The 24234-nt window shown below is 60.2% G+C and carries 23 protein-coding genes; 9 read left to right on the plus strand and 14 right to left on the minus strand.

What is annotated here, in order from left to right:
* Window positions 1–56 precede the first annotated feature (56 nt).
* A complete protein-coding gene (locus AWX27_RS03165) occupies window positions 57–1571 on the minus strand; it encodes a MocR-like pyridoxine biosynthesis transcription factor PdxR (RefSeq protein WP_060419345.1) in 1515 nt (504 codons plus the stop codon).
* Between the two features lie 134 nt (window positions 1572–1705).
* On the opposite strand from AWX27_RS03165, the gene AWX27_RS03170 reads away from it, so the two are divergent.
* Window positions 1706–2470, plus strand: coding sequence for a GntR family transcriptional regulator (locus AWX27_RS03170; RefSeq protein WP_038877791.1), 765 nt, complete (start codon window positions 1706–1708; stop codon window positions 2468–2470).
* Between the two features lie 21 nt (window positions 2471–2491).
* Here AWX27_RS03170 and AWX27_RS03175 read toward each other — a convergent pair whose 3' ends face one another.
* A complete protein-coding gene (locus tag AWX27_RS03175; RefSeq protein WP_060419347.1) occupies window positions 2492–3511 on the minus strand; it encodes an ADP-ribosylglycohydrolase family protein in 1020 nt (339 codons plus the stop codon).
* A 377-nt stretch (window positions 3512–3888) separates the two neighbouring features.
* Here AWX27_RS03175 and phoP point away from each other — a divergent pair, with 377 nt between their 5' ends.
* From phoP to AWX27_RS03190, 3 genes are all read left to right on the plus strand, one after another.
* Entirely contained in the window at window positions 3889–4560 is a 672-nt protein-coding gene (phoP, locus tag AWX27_RS03180) for a two-component system response regulator PhoP (protein WP_004941169.1), read from the plus strand.
* A 5-nt stretch (window positions 4561–4565) separates the two neighbouring features.
* Window positions 4566–6023, plus strand: coding sequence for a two-component system sensor histidine kinase PhoQ (gene phoQ / locus AWX27_RS03185; protein ID WP_060419738.1), 1458 nt, complete (start codon window positions 4566–4568; stop codon window positions 6021–6023).
* Between the two features lie 84 nt (window positions 6024–6107).
* On the plus strand, window positions 6108–7229 hold the full coding sequence (locus AWX27_RS03190; protein WP_033638200.1) for a ribosomal protein uL16 3-hydroxylase: 1122 nt from the start codon (window positions 6108–6110) through the stop codon (window positions 7227–7229).
* 41 nt (window positions 7230–7270) lie between these two features.
* Here AWX27_RS03190 and AWX27_RS03195 read toward each other — a convergent pair whose 3' ends face one another.
* The 7 genes from AWX27_RS03195 to pepT form a co-directional block, all read right to left on the minus strand.
* Window positions 7271–8359, minus strand: coding sequence for a malate/lactate/ureidoglycolate dehydrogenase (locus tag AWX27_RS03195; protein WP_060419349.1), 1089 nt, complete (start codon window positions 8357–8359; stop codon window positions 7271–7273).
* Between the two features lie 261 nt (window positions 8360–8620).
* A complete protein-coding gene (locus tag AWX27_RS24325; RefSeq protein ID WP_015377593.1) occupies window positions 8621–8878 on the minus strand; it encodes a hypothetical protein in 258 nt (85 codons plus the stop codon).
* Window positions 8878–9498: an S-type pyocin domain-containing protein gene (locus AWX27_RS03200; protein ID WP_326778215.1), complete on the minus strand. Its 621-nt coding sequence runs from the start codon at window positions 9496–9498 to the stop codon at window positions 8878–8880. The genes AWX27_RS24325 and AWX27_RS03200 overlap by 1 nt, the downstream gene beginning before the upstream one ends.
* Before the next feature lie 191 nt (window positions 9499–9689).
* Window positions 9690–9947: a colicin immunity domain-containing protein gene (locus AWX27_RS03205; protein ID WP_226873076.1), complete on the minus strand. Its 258-nt coding sequence runs from the start codon at window positions 9945–9947 to the stop codon at window positions 9690–9692.
* 5 nt (window positions 9948–9952) lie between these two features.
* A complete protein-coding gene (locus AWX27_RS25345) occupies window positions 9953–12001 on the minus strand; it encodes an S-type pyocin domain-containing protein (RefSeq protein ID WP_230200970.1) in 2049 nt (682 codons plus the stop codon).
* Window positions 12002–12158: 157 nt separating this feature from the next.
* Window positions 12159–13289, minus strand: a complete 1131-nt coding sequence (locus AWX27_RS03215; RefSeq protein WP_060419743.1) for a tail fiber domain-containing protein — start codon at window positions 13287–13289, stop codon at window positions 12159–12161.
* Between the two features lie 313 nt (window positions 13290–13602).
* Window positions 13603–14832, minus strand: a complete 1230-nt coding sequence (gene pepT, locus AWX27_RS03220; RefSeq protein WP_060419352.1) for a peptidase T — start codon at window positions 14830–14832, stop codon at window positions 13603–13605.
* Between the two features lie 57 nt (window positions 14833–14889).
* Here pepT and AWX27_RS24945 point away from each other — a divergent pair, with 57 nt between their 5' ends.
* From AWX27_RS24945 to potD, 5 genes are all read left to right on the plus strand, one after another.
* Window positions 14890–15162 (plus strand): hypothetical protein, encoded by a 273-nt coding sequence (locus tag AWX27_RS24945; protein ID WP_126179550.1) that lies wholly within the window; start codon window positions 14890–14892, stop codon window positions 15160–15162.
* A 25-nt stretch (window positions 15163–15187) separates the two neighbouring features.
* A complete protein-coding gene (potA, locus tag AWX27_RS03225; protein WP_060419354.1) occupies window positions 15188–16303 on the plus strand; it encodes a spermidine/putrescine ABC transporter ATP-binding protein PotA in 1116 nt (371 codons plus the stop codon).
* On the plus strand, window positions 16287–17147 hold the full coding sequence (potB, locus tag AWX27_RS03230; RefSeq protein ID WP_060419356.1) for a spermidine/putrescine ABC transporter permease PotB: 861 nt from the start codon (window positions 16287–16289) through the stop codon (window positions 17145–17147). Before potA ends, potB begins: the two co-directional genes overlap by 17 nt.
* The gene (gene potC / locus AWX27_RS03235; RefSeq protein WP_047727722.1) at window positions 17144–17926 is read left to right on the plus strand and encodes a spermidine/putrescine ABC transporter permease PotC; all 783 of its coding nucleotides are present in this window, start codon (window positions 17144–17146) and stop codon (window positions 17924–17926) included. Before potB ends, potC begins: the two co-directional genes overlap by 4 nt.
* A 228-nt stretch (window positions 17927–18154) precedes the next feature.
* Window positions 18155–19198 (plus strand): spermidine/putrescine ABC transporter substrate-binding protein PotD, encoded by a 1044-nt coding sequence (gene potD, locus AWX27_RS03240; protein WP_060419358.1) that lies wholly within the window; start codon window positions 18155–18157, stop codon window positions 19196–19198.
* A 48-nt stretch (window positions 19199–19246) separates the two neighbouring features.
* Here potD and cobB read toward each other — a convergent pair whose 3' ends face one another.
* From cobB to lolC, 5 genes are read right to left on the minus strand one after another with little or no spacing between them, the layout of a single operon-like run.
* Complete coding sequence (gene cobB, locus AWX27_RS03245) at window positions 19247–20083, minus strand: Sir2 family NAD+-dependent deacetylase (RefSeq protein WP_015377583.1); 837 nt, start codon at window positions 20081–20083, stop codon at window positions 19247–19249.
* 11 nt (window positions 20084–20094) lie between these two features.
* A complete protein-coding gene (gene nagK / locus AWX27_RS03250) occupies window positions 20095–21015 on the minus strand; it encodes an N-acetylglucosamine kinase (protein ID WP_060419360.1) in 921 nt (306 codons plus the stop codon).
* A 53-nt stretch (window positions 21016–21068) separates the two neighbouring features.
* A complete protein-coding gene (lolE, locus tag AWX27_RS03255; protein ID WP_060419362.1) occupies window positions 21069–22316 on the minus strand; it encodes a lipoprotein-releasing ABC transporter permease subunit LolE in 1248 nt (415 codons plus the stop codon).
* Window positions 22316–23020, minus strand: a complete 705-nt coding sequence (lolD, locus tag AWX27_RS03260; RefSeq protein ID WP_004941120.1) for a lipoprotein-releasing ABC transporter ATP-binding protein LolD — start codon at window positions 23018–23020, stop codon at window positions 22316–22318. The genes lolE and lolD overlap by 1 nt, the downstream gene beginning before the upstream one ends.
* Window positions 23013–24215 (minus strand): lipoprotein-releasing ABC transporter permease subunit LolC, encoded by a 1203-nt coding sequence (lolC, locus tag AWX27_RS03265; RefSeq protein WP_038877815.1) that lies wholly within the window; start codon window positions 24213–24215, stop codon window positions 23013–23015. The genes lolD and lolC overlap by 8 nt, the downstream gene beginning before the upstream one ends.
* Between the last annotated feature and the right edge of the window lie 19 nt (window positions 24216–24234).

Here is a 24234-nt window from a genome sequence, read left to right on the forward strand (position 1 = left end):
ACACCGCGCGGCGGCGGTGCAATACGGACCAATCAAAAACGCAGAGCAGACCAATTTTAACCGTCGCTTGCCACCGGCAGCACGCTGAACACCTGCGCCAGCGTCGTGATAAAGCGCACGATCTCATCCGGCGTATAGGCCGAGAAGCCGAGCACCAACGCCCCGCGCTGCGGCGTGCCGGTGTAGAAGTCCGCCAGGCCGTACAGCCGAATCCCCCGCTCGGCGGCCGCCGCCACCAGCCGCCGCTCCGTCGCCGCATCCGCCAACGGGCAAACCAGCTGCAGCCCGCCCTGCGGCAGCGCCGGGCGCGTCCAGGCCGCCAGGTGACGATGCACCGCGTCGTACAGCGCGTCCAGCCGCGCCTTGTACAGCGTGCGCATATTACGCAGATGCTCGGCGTAGCCGCCCTCGTGCAGGAAGTGGAACAGCGTCATCTGCGCCAGCGCCGACGTGTAGCCGTCCTGAAACTGCCTGGCGGCGACCAATGGCCGCACCAACTGCGGCGGCGCGATCATGAAACCGATGCGCAGCCCCGGAAACAGCGTCTTGCTGAAGGTGCCGAGGTACAGCGTGCGCCCGCCGCCGTCCAACCCCTGCAGCGCCGCCTTGGTTTGCCGGTCGTAGTTGAACTCGGCGTCGTAATCGTCCTCGATGATCCAGGCTCGCTGGCGCTTCGCCCACTGCAACAGCGCCAGCCGCCGATCGAGGCTCAGCGAATACCCCAGCGGATAGTGATGGGACGGCGTGATATAAACGCCCCGTCCGCCGCCCGAGGCCTGCATTAGCTGCCCGACATCCAGCCCCTGCCCGTCGATGCCGATCGGCCGCGCCTGCAGCCCCGCCGACTGCACCAGCTTTTTCGCCCCCTGGTAACCCGGCTCTTCGACGAACACCGCATCGCCGGGATCGAACAGCACCTGGGTACATAGCGCCAGCGCCTGCTGAGAGCTGGTCACCACGATCACCTGCTCCGCCGTCGCCTTGACGCCCCGCTCCCGCTGCAAGTAATGCGCGATCTCCGCACGCAGCTCCGGCAGCCCTTGCGGATCGGCATACCCCAACAGCCGCTCGCCGTGCTGCCGCAGCGCCTGTTTCTCCCGCTGCAGCCACTGGTCGATGGGAAACGCCCGCAGATCCGCCAGCGAAGGCGTCAGCGAAGCCTGGCGGCTGGTGTGCGGCATATGGCTGACCGCCAGCAGCGCCCGGCCGCGGTCGCTCAGCTCGCGCTCCGCCAGCCGCGCCTCTTGCCCCGTCGCCGTCGCCAGCAGTTCGCGGCCGAGCAACGTGTCGCAGCGATAGCGCACAAAGCTGCCGCGCCCCACCGTTCGGCTGATGAACCCTTCCGCCTCCAGCCGAGCGTAGGTCTGTTCCACCGTGTCGCGCGCCACCGCCAGCCGGGCCGCCAACGCACGGCTTGGCGGCAGCTTCGTCCGCCAGGGCAGTTCTCCGGCGGCAATCAGCTGCAACAGGGCCTGATGCAGCGCCGAACGCCGGGTCAGGCCTTGCCGGCGCTGCTGCGCGAAGGCGGACAGGATCGCCGCGTCGTCCGCGTGTCGTGGGGTGTCGCTCATGGGGGATATTTCTCCTGGCTCTGGGGGCCGACGCACTACTCTACCTCATTTCGCTCCGGCGGCGGCAGTTGCGCTGCCCGGCGAAATCCCCTTAAATAAGCCATCGCATTGCGGCTACAGGACTTCCGTCGGCTATGAGCAAGGAGACCAACCAGCGTCTGCTGGACAAACTGCAGCAGGATCTGGCCAGCGCGGGCGCGATGCCGCTGTATTTGCGCTTCAACGCCTCGGTACGCCAGGCCATCGAGCAAGGGTTGCTGAATTCGGGGGATTTTCTGCCCAGCGAACGCCTGTTCACCGAACGGCTCGGCATCTCGCGCATCACGGTGCGCAAAGCGCTGGCCTGCCTCGAGCAGGACGGCATCATCGGCCGCTCGCGCGGTTACGGCACCTTTATTCAACCGCAACGGCCGGAGCCGAAGCTGTTCTATTCATTGGCGGACGTCAAAGGATTCTCGCGCGAGGTGATACAGCAAGGGCGCCGGCCGGACACGCAATGGATCAGCCGCGAACGGATGCCCGCCGGCGCTGAACTGGCTGAAAAGCTCCAGCTGGCGGCCGGTACGCCGATCTACAAACTCAAACGCATTCACTTGATCGATCGGCGGCCAATGTCGGTGGCGGTGTCCTACGTGGTGGTGACGGCAATTGCCAACGTCGACGAGATCGGCATTTCGCTGTACGACTACTTCCGGCGCAATAAGGTCGAGATGGGATCGCTGCGCAGCCAGGTCAGCGCGGCGATGGCCGACGACGATATTCGTCAGGCGCTGCGGCTCTCGGAGCCGATGCCGCTGTTGATCGTGCGCCAGACGCTGTTCGACCACCATAAAAAGCCGATCGAATACAGCGAAAGCTTCTGCCGCAGCGACATGTACGAATTTACCAGCGAAAGCTGATCCGTTGCGTCACGCGGTCGCTTACGCCTCGCCCTGTCGGCGGCGGCGAAAACGCGCGAACGCCTGAACGTAAGCCTCGATATCCAGCGAATTCACCCGTTTTAACTCCGCCAGCAATCCGGGTTCGATCGCTTCTGCGCCGTGCAGCGCGCCGCAAATCGCGGTGGCCATCGCGCCGATGGTGTCGGTGTCGCCGCCCAGATTGGCGCACAGCACGGCGCACCGGGTAGGATCGGTTTGCGCCAGCTGCACCATCGCCAGCGCCGCAGGCACCGACTCGATGGTGCTCACCCCAGCGCCGATCAGCTGATACACCCGTTCGGAGGCCTGCTCAGTGTCAGCGGCTTCATCCACCACCTGAAACGCCAGTTCGATGCGCGCCGCCAGCGAAGGGCTGAACGTCGTCTCCTGCCGGCGCTGGGCATACTCCGCCACCTCCGGCAACGCCAGGCGAATCGAGGCCCAGTCCGCCCCCTCCACCGCCCGCGCGACGGCCCAGGCGATCGTCACGGCACCGGCGACGGCGATGTCGGATTTGTGCGTCGGGCTGGAAGCCAGCCACACCTGCTGGCAAAAATCCTCCAGCGGCGCGGAAGGCAGCACGCAGCCCAAAGGCGAAATGCGCATCGCCGCACCGTTGGTGATACCGTTGTTTTCCAACTCGGCGATCGGCGTGCCCGCTTTCTGCTCGCTCAGCGCCAGTTTGGAACTGGGGCCGAGAATGTTCTTGTTGAAGGCGTCAAAACCGTCCACCCAGCGGATCACGTTGCGGGCAATCAGTTCCGGCACCACCTCGCCTTCCGCCTCCAACAGCGCATCGGCCAACGCCAATGCCATCGCGGTATCGTCGGTATATTGCCCGGCCTTGAAGTAGCAGGCGGCGGTGTTCTCCTTCGGCCCATCGAGAAAGCCGTCTATCCAGCCGAAGTGGCGCTTAACCCGCTCGCGCGGCCACAGCTCGGAAGGCATGCCGAGCGCGTCGCCCAGCATCTGTCCGTAAAGTGCGCCCGCTATGCGTTCTGCCTGGGTTAACTGCTTCATCCGTCGCTCCTGAAAAGTGTGCCGATACATCCATAATACCTTATTAGTACCTTTAAAGCTTTTCAAGCGGTCCGGTTCACCCTTCCGCCTGCCGGCAATGCCCACCGCGTTTAAGGTGCGTTTAACGTTGCCCCGCCGCTGTTTATCCGACGTTTATCAGAGCTTGCCGATAATGTCGGCGAACAAATTGATAACGCTTATTTTAATACATTGCTTCGGCTCTCTTGCGGGCCGAGCGGGTTATACCTACCATAACCTCAGCATTTTTTGCCAAAATGGTTCAGGTGGCCGCGTTATCCCCTGACACGCCGCAGAGCGTGTTCCCTTTTATCGCGTGGGTGACAGGACGTTCACCCGCACAGTCACAGGAGTTCGCCATGCGAGTACTGGTTGTTGAAGATAATGGTTTGCTGCGCCACCACCTTTCCGTTCAGATGCGCGAGATGGGCCATCAGGTCGACGCGGCCGAAGACGCCAAGGAAGCCGATTACTTCCTGCAGGAACACGCGCCGGATATCGCCATCGTCGATCTCGGCCTGCCGGGCGAAGACGGCCTGAGCCTGATCCGCCGCTGGCGCGCACACCAGACCAAGCTGCCGATCCTGGTGCTGACCGCCCGTGAAAGCTGGCAGGACAAAGTGGCGGTGCTGGAAGCCGGCGCCGACGACTATGTCACCAAGCCGTTCCACCTGGAAGAAGTGATCGCCCGCATGCAGGCGCTGATGCGCCGCAACAGCGGCCTGGCTTCGCAGGTGATCGTGCTGCCGCCGTTCCAGATCGATCTGTCGCGCCGCGAACTGAGCGTTAACGATCAGCAAATCAAGCTGACCGCTTTTGAATACACCATCATCGAGACCCTGATCCGCAACGCCGGCAAGGTGGTGAGCAAGGATTCGTTGATGCTGCAACTCTACCCGGACGCCGAACTGCGCGAAAGCCACACCATCGACGTGCTGATGGGCCGCTTGCGTAAAAAGGTGCAGGCGGAATACCCGCATGAAGTGATCACCACGGTACGTGGCCAGGGCTATCGTTTTGACGCGAAGTGAACATGATGTTCAACAAGAATAAAAAACCGTTTTCGCTGCGCGCCCGCTTCCTGATGGCGACCGCCGGGGTGATCCTGGCGCTGTCGCTCTCTTACGGTTTGGTGGCGGTCGTCGGCTACATCGTCAGCTTCGACAAGACCGCCTTCCGCCTGCTGCGCGGCGAGAGCAACCTGTTCTTCAGCCTGGCGCAGTGGAAAGACAACAAGCTCACCATCGCCATTCCCCCCGATATCGATCTCAACTTCCCGACGCTGGTGTTTATCTACGACGATAAAGGCAACCTGCTGTGGAGCCAGCGCAAAGTGCCGGAGCTGGAGAAACTGATCAACAAGGAGTGGCTGGAGGAGTCCGGCTTCTACGAAATCGACACCGACACCCGCATCAGTAGCGAAGTGCTGGGGGACAACCCCAAAGCGCAAAACCAGCTGAAAGATTACGACGATACCGATCAGAACGCGCTGACCCACTCGGTGGCGGTTAACACCTATGCCGCCACGCCTCGGCTGCCGGCGCTGACCATCGTGGTGGTCGACAGCATTCCGCAGGAGCTGCAGCGATCCGACGTGGTGTGGGAGTGGTTCAGCTACGTGCTGTTGGCCAACCTGCTGCTGGTGGTGCCGCTGCTGTGGCTGGCGGCCTACTGGAGCCTGCGGCCGATCAAGGCACTGGTCACTCAGGTGGGCGAGCTGGAGAACGGCGAGCGCGATCAGCTCGACGAAAATCCGCCCAGCGAGCTGCGCGGGCTGGTGCGCAATCTGAACATTCTGGTGCGCAACGAGCGCCAGCGTTACACCAAGTATCGCACCACCCTGTCGGATCTGACCCACAGCCTGAAAACGCCGCTGGCGGTGCTGCAAAGTACCCTGCGTTCGCTGCGCAGCGGCAAACAGACCACCATCGAAGAAGCCGAGCCGATCATGCTGGATCAGATCGGCCGCATCTCGCAGCAGATCGGTTACTACCTGCACCGGGCCAGCATCAACTCCGGCCAGACGGTGCTGACGCGCGAGATCCACTCGGTGCCGGCGCTGCTCGACAGCCTGGTGGTGGCGCTGAACAAGGTTTATCAGCGCAAAGGGGTAGTGATCACGCTGGACATCTCGCCGGAGGTGACCTTTATGGGCGAGAAGAACGACTTTATGGAAGTGATGGGCAACGTGTTGGAAAACGCCTGCAAATACTGCCTGGAGTTCGTTGAGATCACCTCGCTGCACTCCGAGAAAAACCTCACCATCGTCATCGACGACGACGGCCCGGGGATCCCGGAAAGCAAGCGCCAGCTGATCTTCCAGCGCGGCCAGCGGGTGGATACCCTGCGCCCCGGCCAGGGCCTGGGCCTGTCGGTGGCGGCGGAGATCATTGAGCAGTACGACGGCGAAATCGTCATCAGCGACAGCCCGCTCGGCGGCGCACGCATGCAGGTCACCTTCGCCCGTCAGCACGACACCCACCACAACGAGTAAATTATGCCTCTGCGGCCCCGATCCACGGGGCCAAACTTCCGTTATAATCGCACTCAGGCTCACTCCTCTCTCCTGGAATAGAACATGGATTATCAATTAGACCTGGACTGGAACGATTTTTTGCAACGTTATTGGCAAAAGCGTCCGGTGATTCTGAAGCGCGGCTTCAAAAACTTTATCGATCCGATCTCCCCGGATGAGCTGGCCGGGCTGGCGATGGAAAACGAAGTGGACAGCCGCCTGGTCAGCCACCAGGACGGCCGTTGGCAGGTTGCGCACGGCCCCTTCGAGAGCTTCGACCACCTGAGCGAAAACAACTGGTCGCTGCTGGTGCAGGCGGTGGACCACTGGCATGAGCCTTCCGCAGCGCTGATGCGCCCGTTCCGCCAGCTGCCGGACTGGCGGATGGATGACCTGATGATCTCCTTCTCGGTACCGGGCGGCGGCGTCGGCCCGCACCTCGATCAGTACGACGTGTTCATCATTCAGGGCACCGGCCGCCGCCGCTGGCGCGTCGGGGAAAAAACGCCGCTGAAACAGCACTGCCCGCATCCGGATCTGCTGCAGGTGGAACCGTTCGACGCCATCATCGACGAAGAGATGGAACCGGGCGACATTCTCTATATTCCGCCGGGCTTCCCGCACGAAGGCTACGCGCTGGAAAACGCGCTCAACTACTCGGTGGGCTTCCGCGCACCGAACGGCCGCGAGCTGGTGAGCGGCTTCGCCGACTACGTGCTGGCGCGCGAGCTGGGCAGCAAGCGCTACGGCGATCCGGACGTTAAACTGCGCGAACACCCGGCGGAGATCCTGCCGCAGGAAGTGGACGCCTTACGGCAGATGATGCTGGATCTGGTGCAACAGCCGGAACACTTCCAGCACTGGTTCGGCGAGTTCATCTCCCAGTCGCGCCACGAGCTGGATCTGGCGCCGCCGGAGCCACCGTATCAGGCCGGGGAAATCTACGAGCTGCTGCAACAGGGTGAAGCGCTGCAGCGCCTGGGTGGGTTGCGCGTGCTGCGCGTCGGCGATCGCTGCTTCGTCAACGGCGAGCTGATCGACACCGACCAGCTGCAGGCCGCAGACGCCCTGTGCCAAAACTTCAGCGTCGATGCCGCCCTGCTCGGCGACGCGGTAGACGACCCGTCGTTCCTGGCGCTGCTGACCGCGCTGGTCAACAGCGGGTATTGGTACTTTAACGACTGATTGCCGTCACACGAACAAGCCACCCTGCCGGGTGGCTTTTTTTATGCCTGCCGCGCCTGCGCGCGATAATCCGCCAGTTCCCCCGCCGCCATGCCCGCCTGCTCCGCCGCCGCACAAATCTGCCGCCAGGTATTGGCATCGATCGGGATGCCCTGCTCCAGCCGCGCAGCGCGGTTGGCCTCTTCCCACTCTCCCGGGACGGCGATCGGCTGTTCGCCGCTCGGCGGCGAAGCTTTCACCCAGCCGATAAAGGCTTCGGCTTCGGCCTGCATTTGCGGGGCGTCGAAGGCCTGCGGATCGAGGATCAGGGTCGTCATGCAGTTGAAGATGGCGTCGCTGCCGGCTTTCAGCGTGGCGTCGTGGGTGGTGCGGCCGCCGGAGAGCGCGCCGCCGAGGATTTCGCACATCGCCGCCAACGCATAGCCTTTGTGCAAGCCGAACGGCAGCAGCGAACCGAACGGCGCTTCGTGCATCACTTTCGGTTCGGTGGTCGGCTGCCCGTGTTCGTCGATCAGATAGCCCGGCGCCACCGACAGCCCTTTGTTATAGGCCACCCGGGTCTTGCCGAAGGCGATACCGCTGGTGGCAAAATCCAACAGCAGCGGCGTGCGGCCCGGCCGCGGGAAAATGGCGCAGAATGGGTTGGTGCCGAAGCGACGATCGCTGCCGCCGAACGGCGCCACCATCGGATCGCCCACCACGTTGACGAAGTGAATCGAAATGAAACCGGCGCGAGCGCACTGCTCCGCCCAATGGCCGATACGGCCGATATGGTGCGCGTTGTGCAGCGCCACCGCCGCCAGGCCCAGCTTGCCGGCGCGTTCAATGCCCAGCGCCATCGCTTCGCTGGCCACCACCTGACCGAAACCGCGCGCACCGTCGAGCGTCAGCACCGCGCCGGCGTCGCGCACCACCTCGGCATGCTGATTGAGCTGCAATTGCCCCTGCGCCAACGACGCCATGTAGCTGGGGATCATGCCGACGCCGTGCGAGTCGTGCCCGGCCAGATTGGCCTGCACCAGATGATCGGCCACCAGCTCGGCTTCACGCGCCGTGCTGCCGGCCTGGCGCCAAATCGCCTGAACGAACTGCGCCAAATGCGGGCTGGCGATACGGTATTCGGTGCTCATCATGCGGTCCTTATGCGTGGGGAATAGGCTTCCACACTATGAGCAACGCCTTGTTACGGCAAGCGCTTATGCCGATCGCAAGCGTCCCGTTTTAACTACAGTATCCGCACGTTAGCTCAGGCGACAAAAAAGCGAGGGCCGCTACTTTAGCCACCCGGCATAAGGCTCGCGTTATGGCACCCCCACCAGCCAAAAAAGAAACCCCCAACAAAATTTCGTTTGCCGGGGGTTAAAGAAGCACGAATCAGACCATAACCACGGCTATTCGATACCGTATTTTTTCTCGGTTACGAATTTCGGCTCTTTCCAATTGGGGCCTTTAACTACTTTTCCATTTTGATCTTGAAGTACCCCTTTTTGGAATAATGCATCGTAAGTAGAAGAGAGTTCCCCGCTAGAAATTGCATCAAAGCGATTATAGGTATATAGACGATCCAATTTACGGTAATCAGAGGTCGGCCCCAAAAAAGTTAGCACATCTTCTACACTTTCATTTTTAACGATATCTTTTAAAGGCATTATTTCTTCCCTCCCATAGCATCTTTCAGCTCCTGTTCATATGCGGCTTGTAGGGCCCCATCTGTATAAAGTGCCTGTTCTTTTTCATTTATTCTATAGTCTTCAAGCGTAGCAGTATGTGTATTATTCCATACGGCCTTCCGTTCTTGAACACTGTGAGGAACCTCACCATCTTTTATGCCAAGATTCCTATACCTTTCCAACTCTCTGATTTCATGAGTATAAAATCGCCTATCGGTGTCAGTAGGTTGTAGCTCCCCTTTCAAAATTTTATCCAAACGGTCAATCATCACTTGGTTTTCCGGAGTCTGTTCAAAACGCCCAGTATGCAGCTTCACCTTATCCACGCCGGCACGGTCGATGCTGGCCCCTTTCCAATCCAGATTCTGAATGGGGCCTCCAGCTTTATTGGTGTTGTATTCACGACCGCTGTATTTGCCCCTGGCGTTGGTTTCACCATAGGGTTTGCTCACCATCACATAGATGGCCTCTACACCAATCTCCGTCGCATCCGGCTGCCACAGGATAAAGTCTTGCAGATCCTGCACCACATCCGCCGGGAAGGTGGTGACCACGATGCTGTCCGCCTGCCTGATGCCGGACCTTGAAGGGTAACCGATTAACCGCTATTAAATTAGCTCTTCACTTCCTTGCCATCGTTACGAAACAATAAAATGCCCAATAGACTCTCGTCTATTGGGCGTTAGGGTCACTTTTGTTAACTATTCTGTCACTATGAAGGCGGTTCTTTTTATCTTGCCCAATACCCAGATAATTTCAAATCTACTAGAGCACCTATCCTAATAAGTGTTCAGATAAAATTGAATTTTTCTAGTGTCGTTATAACTGCGGCACGCAATCCGGCATCATCAAGTTCATAATCAGCACGTTCTGAATCAGGATTGTAAACTTCAGCTATCATAAATAGCTCTTCCCCACAATTCATAACGTTTCTATCCTGATCCTTAACCCCGTAGAGCATACGTCTTTCTACACATATTTTTTCGGAGAACTCCAATGCACCGACCTCTTTTCTTAGAAAACTCTTAGCCAGATCAATAATTGCCATCCGATTCATAAATCCCCCGTATCTAAATATATCCTACCGTTATCTGCGTCTGGATTTATCTTCCACCCTGATAAGAAATCGCCGTTTTCTTTTAAAACAACAACATTCATTGTGTTAGGATTGAAAAACACCTTAGATCCTTTCTCTCGTCTATAAACCCCTCTTTCTACCGTATCCTTATCATTCAAATGAGCCTCGAGCGCATCGCGGTATTTAGTCAGAGTCTCTCTGTTTTTTCTGGTATCCGCAACACCAAAGTCACTCGCGTGCTTGTACTTTTTATCCAGTTGCTGGCGAGTAAAACGCCCCGAGTCCAAGGGATCACTGACCATCACATAGATGGCCTCTACACCAATCTCCGTCGCATCCGGCTGCCACAGGATAAAGTCTTGCAGATCCTGCACCACATCCGCCGGGAAGGTGGTGACCACGATGCTGTCCGCCTGCCTGATGCCGGTGCCGGTATGCACTGGCGATTTGGGCCCCGGTGAGCCGTTGCCGGTATGCGCCGGCGCTGCCGGCCCGGTCGGCACCGGGTTGATCAGTATCGTTCTGGCCGGTGTGCCCGCCACCGCCGGCAGCGTGATTTTGTCCAGCCCCGTCAGCTCATCGCGAACGGGTCTGAATACCGGCACGCTCGGCGATACGCCGCCGACGCCCGTTCTGACGAAGTTGACGCTCTGTCTCCCGTCATCGTCGGTGGTGATAAATCCGCGCACCGGCAAATCGACCGAGGTCATGCCGGGCTGGATGGTCGCCCTGCCCGCCGCCGCCAGGCTCGCCTGGAGGGCAAACAGATTGACATCCCGCCCGGGCACCTGGGCACTCCCGGCTCCGGCCTCTGTCGGGTAGAAGCCGAGGGCAAAAGCCCCCAGCACCGATCCGGCGGCGACTACGGTGCCGGCGCGTATACTGCCAACTTCATAAGCCGCCCGCCACGACGCGCTCGCTGCCCAGCCGGCCAGTTCGCTCGTGGTCGTCATCACGCCTTGCCCGACCGTCGACGTTTGCAGCATCGCGGGCGCGCGGTTAAGCACCATGGCGCCTGCGGCAGCCAGTGCCGCATTGGCCGCTTTTAGCTTTTCCGGGGAGTAGGCCGGTGCATCCAGAATCCCCGCTTTGGCGAACAACGCTTTTCTTGCGGCTTCCACCTTGCGGGCCTCTTCAGCCTTGCGGGCCTCTTCAGCCTTGCGGGCTTCTTCTGCTTTGCGAGCCTCTTCAGCCTTACGAGCTTCTTCAGCCTTGCGGGCCTCCTCAGCCTTTCGGGCCTCCTCAGCCTTTCGGGCCTCCTCAGCTTTACGGGCCTCCTCAGCTTTACGAGCCACTTCAGCCACTTCTCGTTCTACCTGTTTAAATTGTTGGTAGGCCGAGGTCAAAGAAGGCACTTCGACATTACGTTGCCGGTAACCTGTGCGATCGCTCCCTTTTCCGCCTCCGTTGATCTCATACCGTTCCGTAATTTCAGTCATCACCCTATTATTATCAAGCCAGAAACCCGGTGGGATTTTTCCATTAAGCATCTCGGAATAGGTGGCTAATGACACCTTATCTTCAGCGGTAGAATTGTTACCATTACTGTTCCCGTTGGGTGCACTCTGATAATTACCGATCTTATGGCCAGTATCAATATGACCGACAAAACCGGTCACTCCAGACTTATTAAAATCAAAACCAATGACATTTTTTAATTGTGGCTCAGACTTTAATGCGTTACGCACACCTATTTCATCAACAGCGCGAACGTCATTGACCTGAACCTGCAATCTGCCGCTATCATCCAACCCCGTCAAAGATACTGAGGCATAAGGTGCAAGGGCTCGTCTTATTTTCAGCAAGCTTCCCAGTATATTCTTAACGTTAGGATCATTTTTGATAGCATTGACCTGCCGTTGCTTAGCGGCTTCCCGAGAGTTCCCACTGATGCTACTGTCTCTGCCGCCATTACCGTTCGAGCCGCCTGGCGTCGAACCATCAGGTCGAGCATTGAGATTATCGCCGCTGCCGCCCATATAATCTCCGGCGGTAGGGCCATGGCCATTCAGTTCCTGTGGCATATTATTTTCTCCTGGATATTACTAATCCTTCAGATGCACTGAAGGCGATTTATTCCCTGTCTGGCAAACGTCGACATGCAAAAATATTTCCGCGTCGATGGACGCTCAATTTTATTTCCAGCTCACAGAGATTGAATAAATCGCCGTTTTATTATCGTTATTGGCTGGAAATCATGCCTTCCAACGCTGCCACCCGCGATTCCAACCCTTCTCGGGCCGCTCGCTCTTCCTTAAGCGCCTCAACCAACAACGCCACCACGCCGTTGATATTGATGCCGCGGGCATCCTTCAGCACGCTGCCGTCGTTGAGCTTCAATTCGGTTTGGGTTACCGACTGCGGCAATACGCTCTCCACTTCCTGAGCGATCACCCCGGCCTCCGGCACGCCCTGTTTGAGGTAGGTGTAGCCGCCAATATTGGCCAGCTTGTCCAATGCGCCGGCAATTTGGGTGATGTCCGTTTTCATGCGGGCATCGGAGCTGCTGTTCCAGGCGCCGTTGGTGTAGGCATGACCGTTATTCCGGAACTCATACCATCCTTGCGCCCCGCCGTTGGCCACATGGAATGCCATGGCATGGTATTGGCTAATGTGTTCAATATGATAAATATCTGCGCTCAGATCCCCATTTCCCTGAAGACGCACCCCATTGGTAATACGTTCTGCTTTACCTGAAACGTCAATATTGCCGGCAGCGACAATCCAGCCATTGCCGTTACGTTTTGTCAGTTGCCCGGCAGAGAGCTCGCTGTTCGCCTTTACTTGAATTTCATTCCAGCGTCCCGCAAGGTCGCTATAAGCCAGTAATCCCGTATCTTCTTTCCCGGGGATAATCCGCGCGCCCATCATCATAGAAGAACTGACTCCGCTGGTGACGAAGCGCGTATGAATATACGGTGCGTTGTATGCCTGCCCATTTATCAGGGGAGTGGGTCCCGTGGTCACCGCTCCTATACCCGCGTCATGCGATACCATCGCACCACCGGAAATATCAACGCCGTTGCCGAGTGCAACCCTGCCGGAAGCCAGGCTGAAAGCGAAAGGACGCGAGGTGTTCCATTGTCCGTTTTGAGCTTGCCCAGCCTGAGTTGTCAGTAAGTAGAAAGCCTCGCCATCATTACGCAGCATCACACCGGTATTGCCATTTGCCAGCCGAAAACCGTTGGCCGATTTGGAGACGATTTCACCGTCGCTGACCACGCGCTGGCGCAGCGTAGACAGCGATTTCAGCTCCGCGATATCGTCGTTAACGCCGTTAATCACCTGAGCATTTTTCTTTTCTTCTGCCATGATTGTTACCCTCTTACGTCCTGTTTGATGGCGGTTAACAGCGCTCATTCCCCCAGCATTCCCTGGCCACTGGGCTCACCGCACCGAAGCTGTAAAACCGGTTAAGCACACAGCAATGCTGTATGCATAACCAGCACCTTATCTCGAAGGATAATGGGATTCCCTCACTGCGGATTGTGTGGTGAACGAAACAACCATGAGATCGGGAGCCATAAAGAGAGCAGAAGAAGAGAACGGCGGGCACGCTGAGCCCGCCGGGCGTATCAGAAAAGGGAATGCGGGCCGGCGCAAGCCGGCCGGGAAACGAAGGTGTTTACCGCGCCCGCTCGGCGGCCAGCGCCGCGATACGCATGATCACCGCCACCGCTTGCTCCATGCCTTCCAGGGTCACGAATTCGTGCTTGCCGTGGTAGTTGTAGCCGCCGGTGAACAGGTTCGGGCACGGCAGGCCGCGGAACGACAGCTGCGCGCCGTCGGTGCCGCCGCGGATCGGCTTCATCACCGGTTCGATGTCGCAGTCGCGCATCGCCTGCTGCGCCAGCGCGATCACATGCGGGTGCTCCGCCACCTGTTCGCGCATGTTGTAATAGCTGTCTTCGATGCTCACTTCGATATAGCAATCGCGCGGCAGGCCTTTGCCGACCTCGCGGGCGATGTCCACCATCTTGCGCTTGCGCGCTTCAAACCCCTCGCGCTCGAAGTCGCGCAGGATATAGTGCATTTCGGCGCGCTCTACGCTGCCCTTGATGCTGCTGAGGTGAAAAAAGCCCTGGTAGCCTTCGGTGGTCTCCGGCGCTTCGTCCGCCGGCAACGCCTGATGAATACGGGTGGCCAGCGACAGCGCGTTGACCATCACGCCCTTGGCGCTGCCGGGGTGCACGCTGTTGCCGAGGATTTTGATCGTCACCGAGGCGGCGTTGAAGTTCTCGCACTCCAGCTCACCGACGCCGCCGCCGTCCACGGTGTAAGCCCATTCGGCATTGAAGGCCGCCACGTCGAACAGCTGTGCCCCCTTGCCCACCTCCTCGTCCGGGGTGAAGGCCACGCGGATATCGCCGTGCGGGATTTTGCGCGCGCGCAGGCGCACCATGGCGGTGAGGATCTCGGCGATGCCGGCCTTGTCGTCGGCGCCCAGCAGCGTTTTGCCGTCGGTGGTAATCAGGGTCTGCCCCAGCATCTGGTGCAGGATCGGGAACATCACCGGCGACAGCACTTCATCGCCGATGCCGAGCGCGATGTCGCCGCCGCGATAGTTCTCGACGATCTGCGGATTGACGTGTTTGCCGCTGAAATCCGGCGAGGTATCCAGATGGGCGATAAAACCGACCGCCGGCACCGGCCAGGCGACGTTGCCCGGCCAGGTGCCCATCACGCAGCCGTGTTCGCTGAGCGACACCCGCTCGAAGCCGAGCGCGATCATTTCCTGCTGCAACGCACGCGCCAGCTTCAACTGCCCGTCGGTGCTCGGCACATGCTTTACGTTCGCTTTGGACTGGGTGTCAAAAGAGACGTAGTTGAAAAAGCGGTCAAGTAATTTGTCCATGGTAGCGGCCCCTCAGAATATCGCGTTTCATTATGCGGAACCGATCAGGATCAAATATTGCGTCAGGTCATTTTTAACCAGAATTCGCCAATATCATTAATCTTTGTGATGATTTCTGAGGGAAATAACACTGTCATCACAGGGTCATTTGTCGCTATCATGATGAAAAACGCGGCATCTGGGCCGGATCGGCTTTCAATTCCGGCATTCAGCGTCTATCATGCGCGCTCGAAAAATTTCCATTGGCGCAACTGGTTTGAGCTTCATTTGATCAGCGGGCATTCCGCAAGCTCCGGCAGTCTTTTCCAGTTGCGGTTCTATCTGCATTAGCCCACGGGATAGAGTAATACGATAAATGACTGAGACATCCTCTCTGACTCCCCTTGTTGAACTGCATGCCCTGAGCAAAGCGTTCGATGGCAAAACCATCATTGCCGATCTCGAACTGGCGATTAACCACGGCGAATTCCTCACCATTCTCGGCCCCTCCGGCTGTGGCAAAACCACGGTGCTGCGCCTGATCGCCGGTCTTGAAGACGCCGATCGGGGCCGCATCGTGCTCGACGGCCAGGACATCACCGCCATTCCGGCCGAACATCGCCACGTCAACACCGTGTTTCAGAGCTATGCCCTGTTTCCGCACATGTCGGTGTTCGACAACGTCGCCTTTGGCCTGCGCATGCAAAAGGTGCCGGCGGCGGAACTGACGCCGCGCGTCGAAGAGGCGCTGCGCATGGTGCAGCTGGATGCGTTCGCCAAGCGGCGGCCGGGCCAGCTCTCCGGCGGCCAACAGCAGCGCGTGGCCATCGCCCGCGCAGTGGTCAACAAGCCGAAGGTGCTGCTGCTGGACGAATCGCTGTCGGCGCTGGACTACAAGCTGCGCAAACAGATGCAGAACGAGCTGAAGGCGCTGCAGCGCAAGCTGGGCATCACCTTCGTGTTCGTCACCCACGATCAGGAAGAAGCGCTGACCATGTCGGATCGCATCGTGGTGATGCGTGAAGGCCGCATCGAGCAAGACGGCACGCCGCGTGAGATCTACGAAGAGCCGAAGAACCTGTTCGTCGCCAGCTTTATCGGCGAGATCAACATCTTCGACGCGGTGGTCTTGCAGCGCCTCGATGCGCAGCGGGTGCGCGCCAACGTCGAAGGCCGCGAGTGCGACATCTATGCCGATCTGCCGGTAGAGCCGGGCCAAAAGCTGAAGGTGCTGCTGCGCCCGGAGGATCTGCGGGTAGAAGAAGTGAACGACAGCGCGCAGCACGACGGGCTGATCGGCTACGTGCGCGAACGCAACTACAAAGGCATGACGCTGGAGTCGGTGGTTGAGCTGGAGAGCGGTAAAACGGTGATGGTCAGCGAGTTCTTCAATGAAGACGATCCGGACGTCGACCACTCGCTCAACCAGAAGATGGCGGTGACCTGGGTTGAAAGCTGGGAGGTGGTGCTGGCCGATGAAGAAATCGCGTAAAGTCTTCCAGAATGTGGTGATCGTCGGCGTCGTCGCCTGGCTGCTGCTGTTCGTGTTCATGCCGAACCTGATGATCATCGCCACCAGCTTCCTGACCCGCGACGACGCCAATCTGGTGCAGATGGTGTTCACGCTGGATAACTATCGGCGCTTGTTCGATCCGTTGTACGCCCAGGTGCTGCTGCACTCGCTGAACATGGCGCTGATCGCCACCCTGTGCTGCCTGGTGATTGGCTATCCGTTCGCCTTTATTCTGGCGCGGTTGCCGCAGAAGGTGCGGCCGCTGCTGCTGTTTCTGCTGATCGTGCCCTTCTGGACCAACTCGCTGATCCGCATCTACGGCCTGAAGCTGTTTCTCAGCACCCGCGGCTATCTCAACGACGCGCTGCTGTGGATCGGCATCATCGACAAGCCGCTGCGCATCATGTACACCTCGGAAGCGGTGATCCTCGGCCTGGTGTATATCCTGCTGCCGTTTATGGTGATGCCGCTCTACTCCAGCATCGAAAAACTCGATAAGTCCTGCCTGGAGGCAGCGCGCGATCTCGGCGCCAGCAAGCTGCAGACCTTTATCCGCATCATCGTGCCGCTGACCATGCCGGGCATTATCGCCGGCTGCCTGCTGGTGGTGCTACCGGCGATGGGGCTGTTCTTCGTCGCCGATCTGATGGGCGGTGCCAAGAATCTGCTGATCGGCAACGTGATTAAAAGCCAGTTCCTCAATATCCGCGACTGGCCGTTCGGCGCGGCTACCAGCATCTGCCTGACGCTGGTGATGGGGCTGTTGCTGCTGGTCTATTACCGGGCCGCCCGCCTGCTGAACAAGAAGGAGGATCTGGCATGATCGGACGTCTGCTGCGCGGCGGCTTTATGACGCTGGTGTACGCCTACCTGTATATCCCGATCGTCATCCTGATCGTCAACTCCTTCAACGCTTCGCGCTTCGGCATCAGTTGGCAAGGAGCCACCACCAAGTGGTACAGCACGCTGCTGAATAACGACAGCCTGCTGCAGGCCGCCGGCCACTCGCTGACCATGGCGGTGCTCTCCGCCACCTTCGCCACGCTGATCGGCTCGCTGACCGCGGTGGCGCTGTACCGTTACCGCTTCCGCGGCAAGCCGTTCGTCGGCGGCATGCTGTTCGTGGTAATGATGTCGCCGGACATCGTGATGGCCATCTCGTTGCTGGTGCTGTTCATGCTGCTCGGCATCTCGCTCGGCTTCTGGTCGCTGCTGTTCTCGCACATCACCTTCTGCCTGCCGTTCGTGGTGGTGACCGTCTACGCGCGCCTGAAAGGGTTCGACGTGAAAATGCTGGAGGCCGCGCGCGATCTCGGCGCAAGCGAGTTCACCATTCTGCGTAAGATCATCCTGCCGCTGGCGATGCCGGCGGTGGCGGCCGGCTGGCTGCTGAGCTTCACTCTGTCGATGGACGACGTGGTCGTCTCCTCCTTCGTCACCGGGCCAAGCTACGAAATCTTGCCGCTGAAGATTTATTCGATGGTGAAAGTCGGCGTCTCGCCGGAGGTCAACGCGCTGGCCACCATTTTGCTGCTGCTGTCGCTGGTGCTGGTGATCGCCAGCCAGTGGGTGATGCGCGATCGCTCGCCCAAGGCCGAGTAGCCCTTCCCGCCGGGCGCGGCAGCGCCCGACTCTTTCATTCGCCGCAGTGATATGACTGCGGCCGTTTTTGATCGGCCAGGCTCGGTTAACCCGCTGATTTGCCGCTGGGATAACCGCCTTTACCCACCCCGCCCCGGCCCCTATAATGGCCCCTTTCTGGGGTATGGCGCGGCCGCCAAACGGTTTGCCCATACGGGTTCGGCTCATTACTGCTGAAGGATACGCTGCATGAAAAAGTGGTCACATCTGCTCGCAGCCGGGATGATGGCGCTGAGTTTCTGCTCTGCAAACGCCTCTGACGGCAAAACGCTGTATTTCTATAACTGGACTGAATACGTCCCGCCGGGGCTGCTGGAGCAGTTCACCAAGGAAACCGGCATCAAGGTGATCTATTCCACCTATGAATCCAACGAAAGCATGTACGCCAAGCTGAAGACCTATAAAGACGGCGCGTACGATCTGGTGGTGCCTTCCACCTACTTCATCGCCAAGATGAGCAAGGAAGGCATGCTGCAAAAAATCGACAAGAGCAAGCTCAGCCACTTCAAGGATCTCGATCCTGCCCTGCTGAACAAGCCGTTCGATCCTAACAACGACTATTCCATCCCCTATATCTGGGGCGCCACCGCCATCGGCGTTAACAGCGATGCGCAGGAGCCCTCCACCGTCACGTCCTGGGCCGATCTGTGGCAGCCGCAGTACAAAGGCCGCCTGCTGCTGACCGACGACGCGCGCGAAGTGTTCCAGATGGCGCTGCTCAAGCTGGGCTATTCCGGCAACACCACCGACCCGAAAGAGATCGAAGCCGCCTACCACGAACTGCAGAAATTGATGCCGAACGTGCTGGCCTTCAACTCCGACAACCCGGGCAACCCGTTTATGGAAGGGGAAGTCAACGTCGGTATGGTGTGGAACGGTTCGGCCTTCGTGGCGCGCCAGGCCGGCACGCCGCTGGAGATCGTCTGGCCGAAGGAAGGCGGGATCTTCTGGATGGATAGCCTGGCCATTCCGGCCAACGCGCGCAACGTCGAGGGGGCGCTGAAGCTGATCGACTTCCTGCTGCGGCCGGAAATCGCGGTGCAGGTGGCGGAAACCATCGGTTACCCGACGCCGAACCTGGCGGCGAAGAAGCTGCTGTCGCCGGAGATCGCCAATGACAAGTCACTCTACCCGGATAAGGCGGTGATTGAACACGGCGAGTGGCAAAACGACGTCGGCGACGCCAGCACGCTGTACGAAAGCTACTTCCAAAAGCTGAAAGCAGGGCGCTAACACGCCCCGCCATCCCATCAGGCCGCGCAGTGCGCCCTGATGCCTTTCTCAGGGCCTGTCGGCCCGCGCCACCTTGCCCACCAGGAATTTGTGCACAAAACGCGGCACCACTTCGCTGGCCAGGCCGTAGTGTTTCTCGTCGAACTGGCTCTCCACCTGGCTCGGCTCCAGGTTCAGCTCCATGGCGTAGGCGCCGCCCAGCCGCGCCTCATGCACGAAGCCGGCCGCCGGATAGACGTGGCCGGAGGTGCCGATGGCGACGAAGAAATCGGCCTTGCTCAGCGCTTGATAAATATCGTCCATGCCCAGCGGCATCTCGCCGAACCACACCACGTGCGGCCGCAGCGGCGCCGGGAACTGGCAGCAGTGGCAACGGTCGTCAACGCTGAGATCGCCGGGCCATTCGAACACCTGACCCGACTGGGTGCAGCGCACCTTCAGCAATTCGCCGTGCATGTGCAGCACCCGCTTGCTGCCGGCGCGCTCATGCAGGTTATCGATGTTTTGCGTGACCAGCAGGAAGTTGTCCCCCAGCCACTCTTCCAGATCCGCCAGCGCGCGGTGCGCGGCATTCGGAGCAATCTCCTCCGTCTGCAGCTGGCGGCGGCGTTCGTTGTAAAACGCCTGCACCAGCGCCGGATCGCGCTGAAAACCTTCCGGCGTGGCGACGTCCTCCACCCGGTGCTCTTCCCACAGCCCATCCGCGGCGCGGAAGGTGCGAATGCCCGATTCGGCCGAAATGCCGGCCCCGGTCAACACCACCACAAACGGCTTTTTCAGCTCGGCCGCCGCCATGGTGTCACGGTGAAAAATGCGTGAACGAAAGCGCTGATGCAGCACATGCTTACTCTTGCGAAACTGACACAGCCGATGGCGAGTGTGCATTAACTCTCTCCTTACTTTTCCCTGTTTACCAAATTGAGGAACGCTGCGCCGCGCACGCCGCCGGCGTCGCCATAGCGCGCCTTCTCGATGCGCGGCAGCCGGGCCACCCGCAGCAGATGCGCCGGCAGCCGCTGCGGCAACGCCTGGTAAATGGCGTCGAAGTTCGACAGCCCGCCGCCGATCACCACCAGGTGCGGATCCAGCACCGTCAGCAGGTTGCCCAGGCAGATCGCCAGCACGTCCATAAAGCGGTCAACGTGAGCCACCGCCTGCGGCTCACCCGTCTGATAATGCGCAATGATCTCGGTGGCAGGCAAGTGCCGGCCATAGAAATGGGCATACATCCATTCGAAACCGCGGCCCGATATGTAATTTTCAATGCAACCCTGATGGCCACACCCGCAGGCAACGCGAGGCACATCACGCCCCAAGACCTCGAGCGCGTCCACCGGCAGGCGCAAATGGCCGAACTCGCCGGCAATATAGTTACGCCCTGGCACCGTCTTGCCGTCGACGATCAGCCCACCGCCTACGCCGGTGCCGAGGATGATGCCCAGCACCGTCGGGTAGCGGCGAAACTCGTCGTCCCAGGCCTCCGACAGCGCAAAGCAGTTGGCGTCGTTATCGACCCGCACCTCGCGCCCGATCAGCGCCGCCAGATCGCGCGGCAGCGGCCGCCCCATCGCCGCCGGCACGTTGGCGGTAAACAGCGTGCCATCATCGTCGTTGGGCAGGCCCGGGATGCCGATGCCGACGCTGCCGCGCCGGCCGCAAAACGCATCCGCCTCAAGGGTCAGATCGCACAGCGTGGCCAGCAGCTGCCGGTAATCTTCACGCGGCGTCGGCACCCGCTTTTGCCAAATGCGCTGCAGCTGGTCGTCGAATACCCCCAGCTCAATCTTGGTGCCGCCCATATCGAAACCGTAGTACATAACCCATCCCCAGGCTAAAAAAACGGGGCGGCATCGCTGCCTCCCCGTGGGTTTTATTGTCCGCTCAGCACCCGCGCCGGGTCGATGCGGCTGGCGCGCCTGGCCGGATACCAACTGGCCAGCAGGCTCAGCACGATGGCGGTCGCCAGCACGATCAGCACGTCCAGCCAGTGCAGCTCGGAAGGCAGGAAGTCGATGAAGTAGATATCGCCCGACAGGAAGGAGTGGCCGACCAGTTTCTCGATGCCCCGGATGATGTTGGTCAGCTGCAGCGAGGCGATCACCCCGATCACCACGCCGCTCAGGCTGCCCAGCAGCCCGGCCAGCAGCCCATACCAGATGAAGATGGCGCGAATAAAGCCATCTTTGGCGCCCAGGGTGCGCAGCACCGCGATGTCGGCGCTTTTGTCTTTCACCGCCATCACCAGCGTGGACACGATGTTGAAGCAGGCCACGCCGATCACCAGCACCATCGCCAGGTACATAATGGCGCGGATCATCTGGATATCGCGATACATGTAGCCGTACTTGCCGATCCAGCTTTTGATGTAGATATAAGAATTGGTCACTTCGCCGGCGTCGCGCACCAGTTTATTGGCGGCGAACACGTCGTTCATCTTGAGGGCGATACCCGTGACGCTGTCACCCATATCGAGATACTGCTGCGCATCGGACAGCGGCACCAGCGCCAGGCTGTGATCGAGCTGGCCGCTGAGCTGCAAAATGCCGGTCACGTGCAGACGGATGCGCTTCGGCTGCAGCAGCTTCATTTCCGGGTCGCTGTTGGGGATCATCACCGTCACATAGGCGCCCTGCTTGACGCCCAGCGCGTCGGCCACGCCCTTGCCGAGGATCACCTGCTGCTCGCCGGGCTTGAAGTTGGCCCAGGCGTCGCCCTGCACATACTGCGGCAGCGCGCTAAGCCGGCTCTCCTGCTGCGGATCAACGCCTTTGACTTCCACCGCGCGCAGCTGCGCGCCGTTCTCCATCAGGCCGGTAAAGTTGATGTACGGCGCGGCGGCCACAATGCCCGGCACCTTTTCCACCCGCTGCAGAATCGACGGCCAGCCGCTGAACGGCTGATTGACCGGCTCGAGTTCGCCGTGCGGCACCACCGCCAGAATGCGGTTCTTCAGCTCGCGCTCAAAGCCGTTCATCGCGCTCAGGCCGACGATCAGCACCGCCACCCCTAGCGCGATGCCGATGGTGGAGATGACCGAGATCAGCGACACCATGCCGCCGCGTTTACGGCCGCGGCTGAAACGCAGGGCCGTCAGGAAGGACAGTGAGGCTCCCGCCATTACTCGGCCCCCATCAGGGTCAGCTGCGCCTGCAGGTGGCCGTCGGCCATTTCCAGCTGGCGGCTCAGGCGCTTGGCCAGCTGCAGATCGTGCGTCACCACCAGAAAAGCGGTGCCCTGACGCACGTTCAGCTCGCCCAGCAGATCGAAGATGCTGTCTGCGGTGCGTTTGTCCAGGTTACCGGTCGGTTCGTCCGCCAGCACCAGAGCCGGGTTGTTGACCAGCGCGCGCGCGATCGCCACGCGCTGACGCTCGCCGCCGGAGAGTTCGGACGGGCGGTGCTTGCTGCGTTTTTCCAGCCCGACCGCCGCCAGCATCTCCCGCGCCTTCTCCTGCGCCTGCGCCGGCTTGGCGCCGCCTATCAGCAGCGGCATGGCGGCGTTTTCCAGCGCGGTGAAGTCCGGCAGTAAATGGTGAAACTGATAGATGAAGCCCAGCTGGCGGTTGCGCAGCTCGGCCTTGGCCGCCGAAGACATGGCGTTCAGCGATTCGCCCTTGAAGATCACCTCGCCGGAGGTCGGTGAGTCCAACCCGCCCAGCAGGTGCAACAGGGTACTCTTGCCGGAACCCGAGCTGCCGACGATCGCCATCATCTCGCCCTGCTGCATGGCAAAGCTGACATTGCGCAGCACGTCGGTGTGCAGATTGCCTTCCTGATAGGTCTTGCACAGGTTGTCACACTGCAGCAAAAGATGGTTACTCATAACGTAAAGCCTCAGCGGGTTGTACGGCGGCAGCGCGCCATGAAGGATAAAGCGTTGACAACAAGGAAACCGCCATCGCCACCACGGCGATGATCGTTACCTGCAGCGGATCGACCGCCACCGGCAGCGAAGCGCCGTCGATCAAGGCGCCGAGGATCGGCATCAGGTTATTCAGGTTGGTGGCCAGCAGCACGCCGAGCAGCGTGCCGAGCAGCGAACCGATGATGCCGGCGCTGGCGCCCTGCACCATAAACACCGACATGATCTGGCGGCGAGTCAGCCCCTGGGTCTGCAGAATGGCGACCTCGCCCTGCTTTTCCATCACCAGCAGGCCGAGCGACGTAATGATGTTAAACGCCGCCACCGCCACGATCAGGCTGAGCAGCAGCCCCATCATGTTTTTCTCCATGCGCACCGCCTGGAACAGCTCGCCCTTGCGATCGCGCCAGTCTTTCCAGACCGTGCCCGCCGGCAGCGCCTGTTGGCTGAGGGTATCGACCGCCAGCGGCTGCTGCAGGAACAGGCGCCAGCCGGTGATGTTGCCCGCCGGGTAGCGCATCAGGCGCGAAGCGTCCTGTTGGTTGACCAGCAGCTGATAGCCGTCCACCTCGCTGTTGGCGTGGAAGGTGCCGATAAGGGTGAACAGGCGCTGGCTGGGTATGCGGCCCATCGGTGTGAACTGGCTGGCGCTCGGCACCATCACGCGCAGCGAATCGCCGCGCTTGACGCCGAGTTGCCCCGCCAGCTGTTCGCCGATGATGATGTTGTATTGGCCCGGCTGCAGCTGTTGCTGCTTGACGTTGACCAGATACGGGGTCAGCGGATCGGCTTCGTCGGGATTGACGCCGAGCATCACCCCGACCGCCACGCTGCGGGCGCTTTGCAGCACCACGTCACCGGTGGTCAGCGGTGCGACGCGCGTGACGCCCTGCAGCTTCTGCACCTCGGAGGCCGGCAGCTGCTGCGGGTTGACCGATCCTTGCGGACTGGTAACCAACGCCTGCGGCATCAGGCCGAGGATGTTGTTCTCCAGATCCTTTTCGAAACCGTTCATCACCGACAGCACGGTGACCAACGCCATCACCCCCAGCGTAATGCCGATGGTGGAAAGCCAGGAAACAAACCGCCCGAAGCGGTCTGAGGCTCGCCCGCGCATGTAGCGCAGGCCAATGAATAACGCGACAGGTTGATACATGAAATCCGTTTGATAGCCG

The sequence above is a fragment of the Serratia sp. 2880STDY5682894 genome (genome assembly GCF_001537385.1).
In the GTDB taxonomy this organism is placed as follows: Bacteria; Pseudomonadota; Gammaproteobacteria; order Enterobacterales; family Enterobacteriaceae; genus Serratia; species Serratia nevei.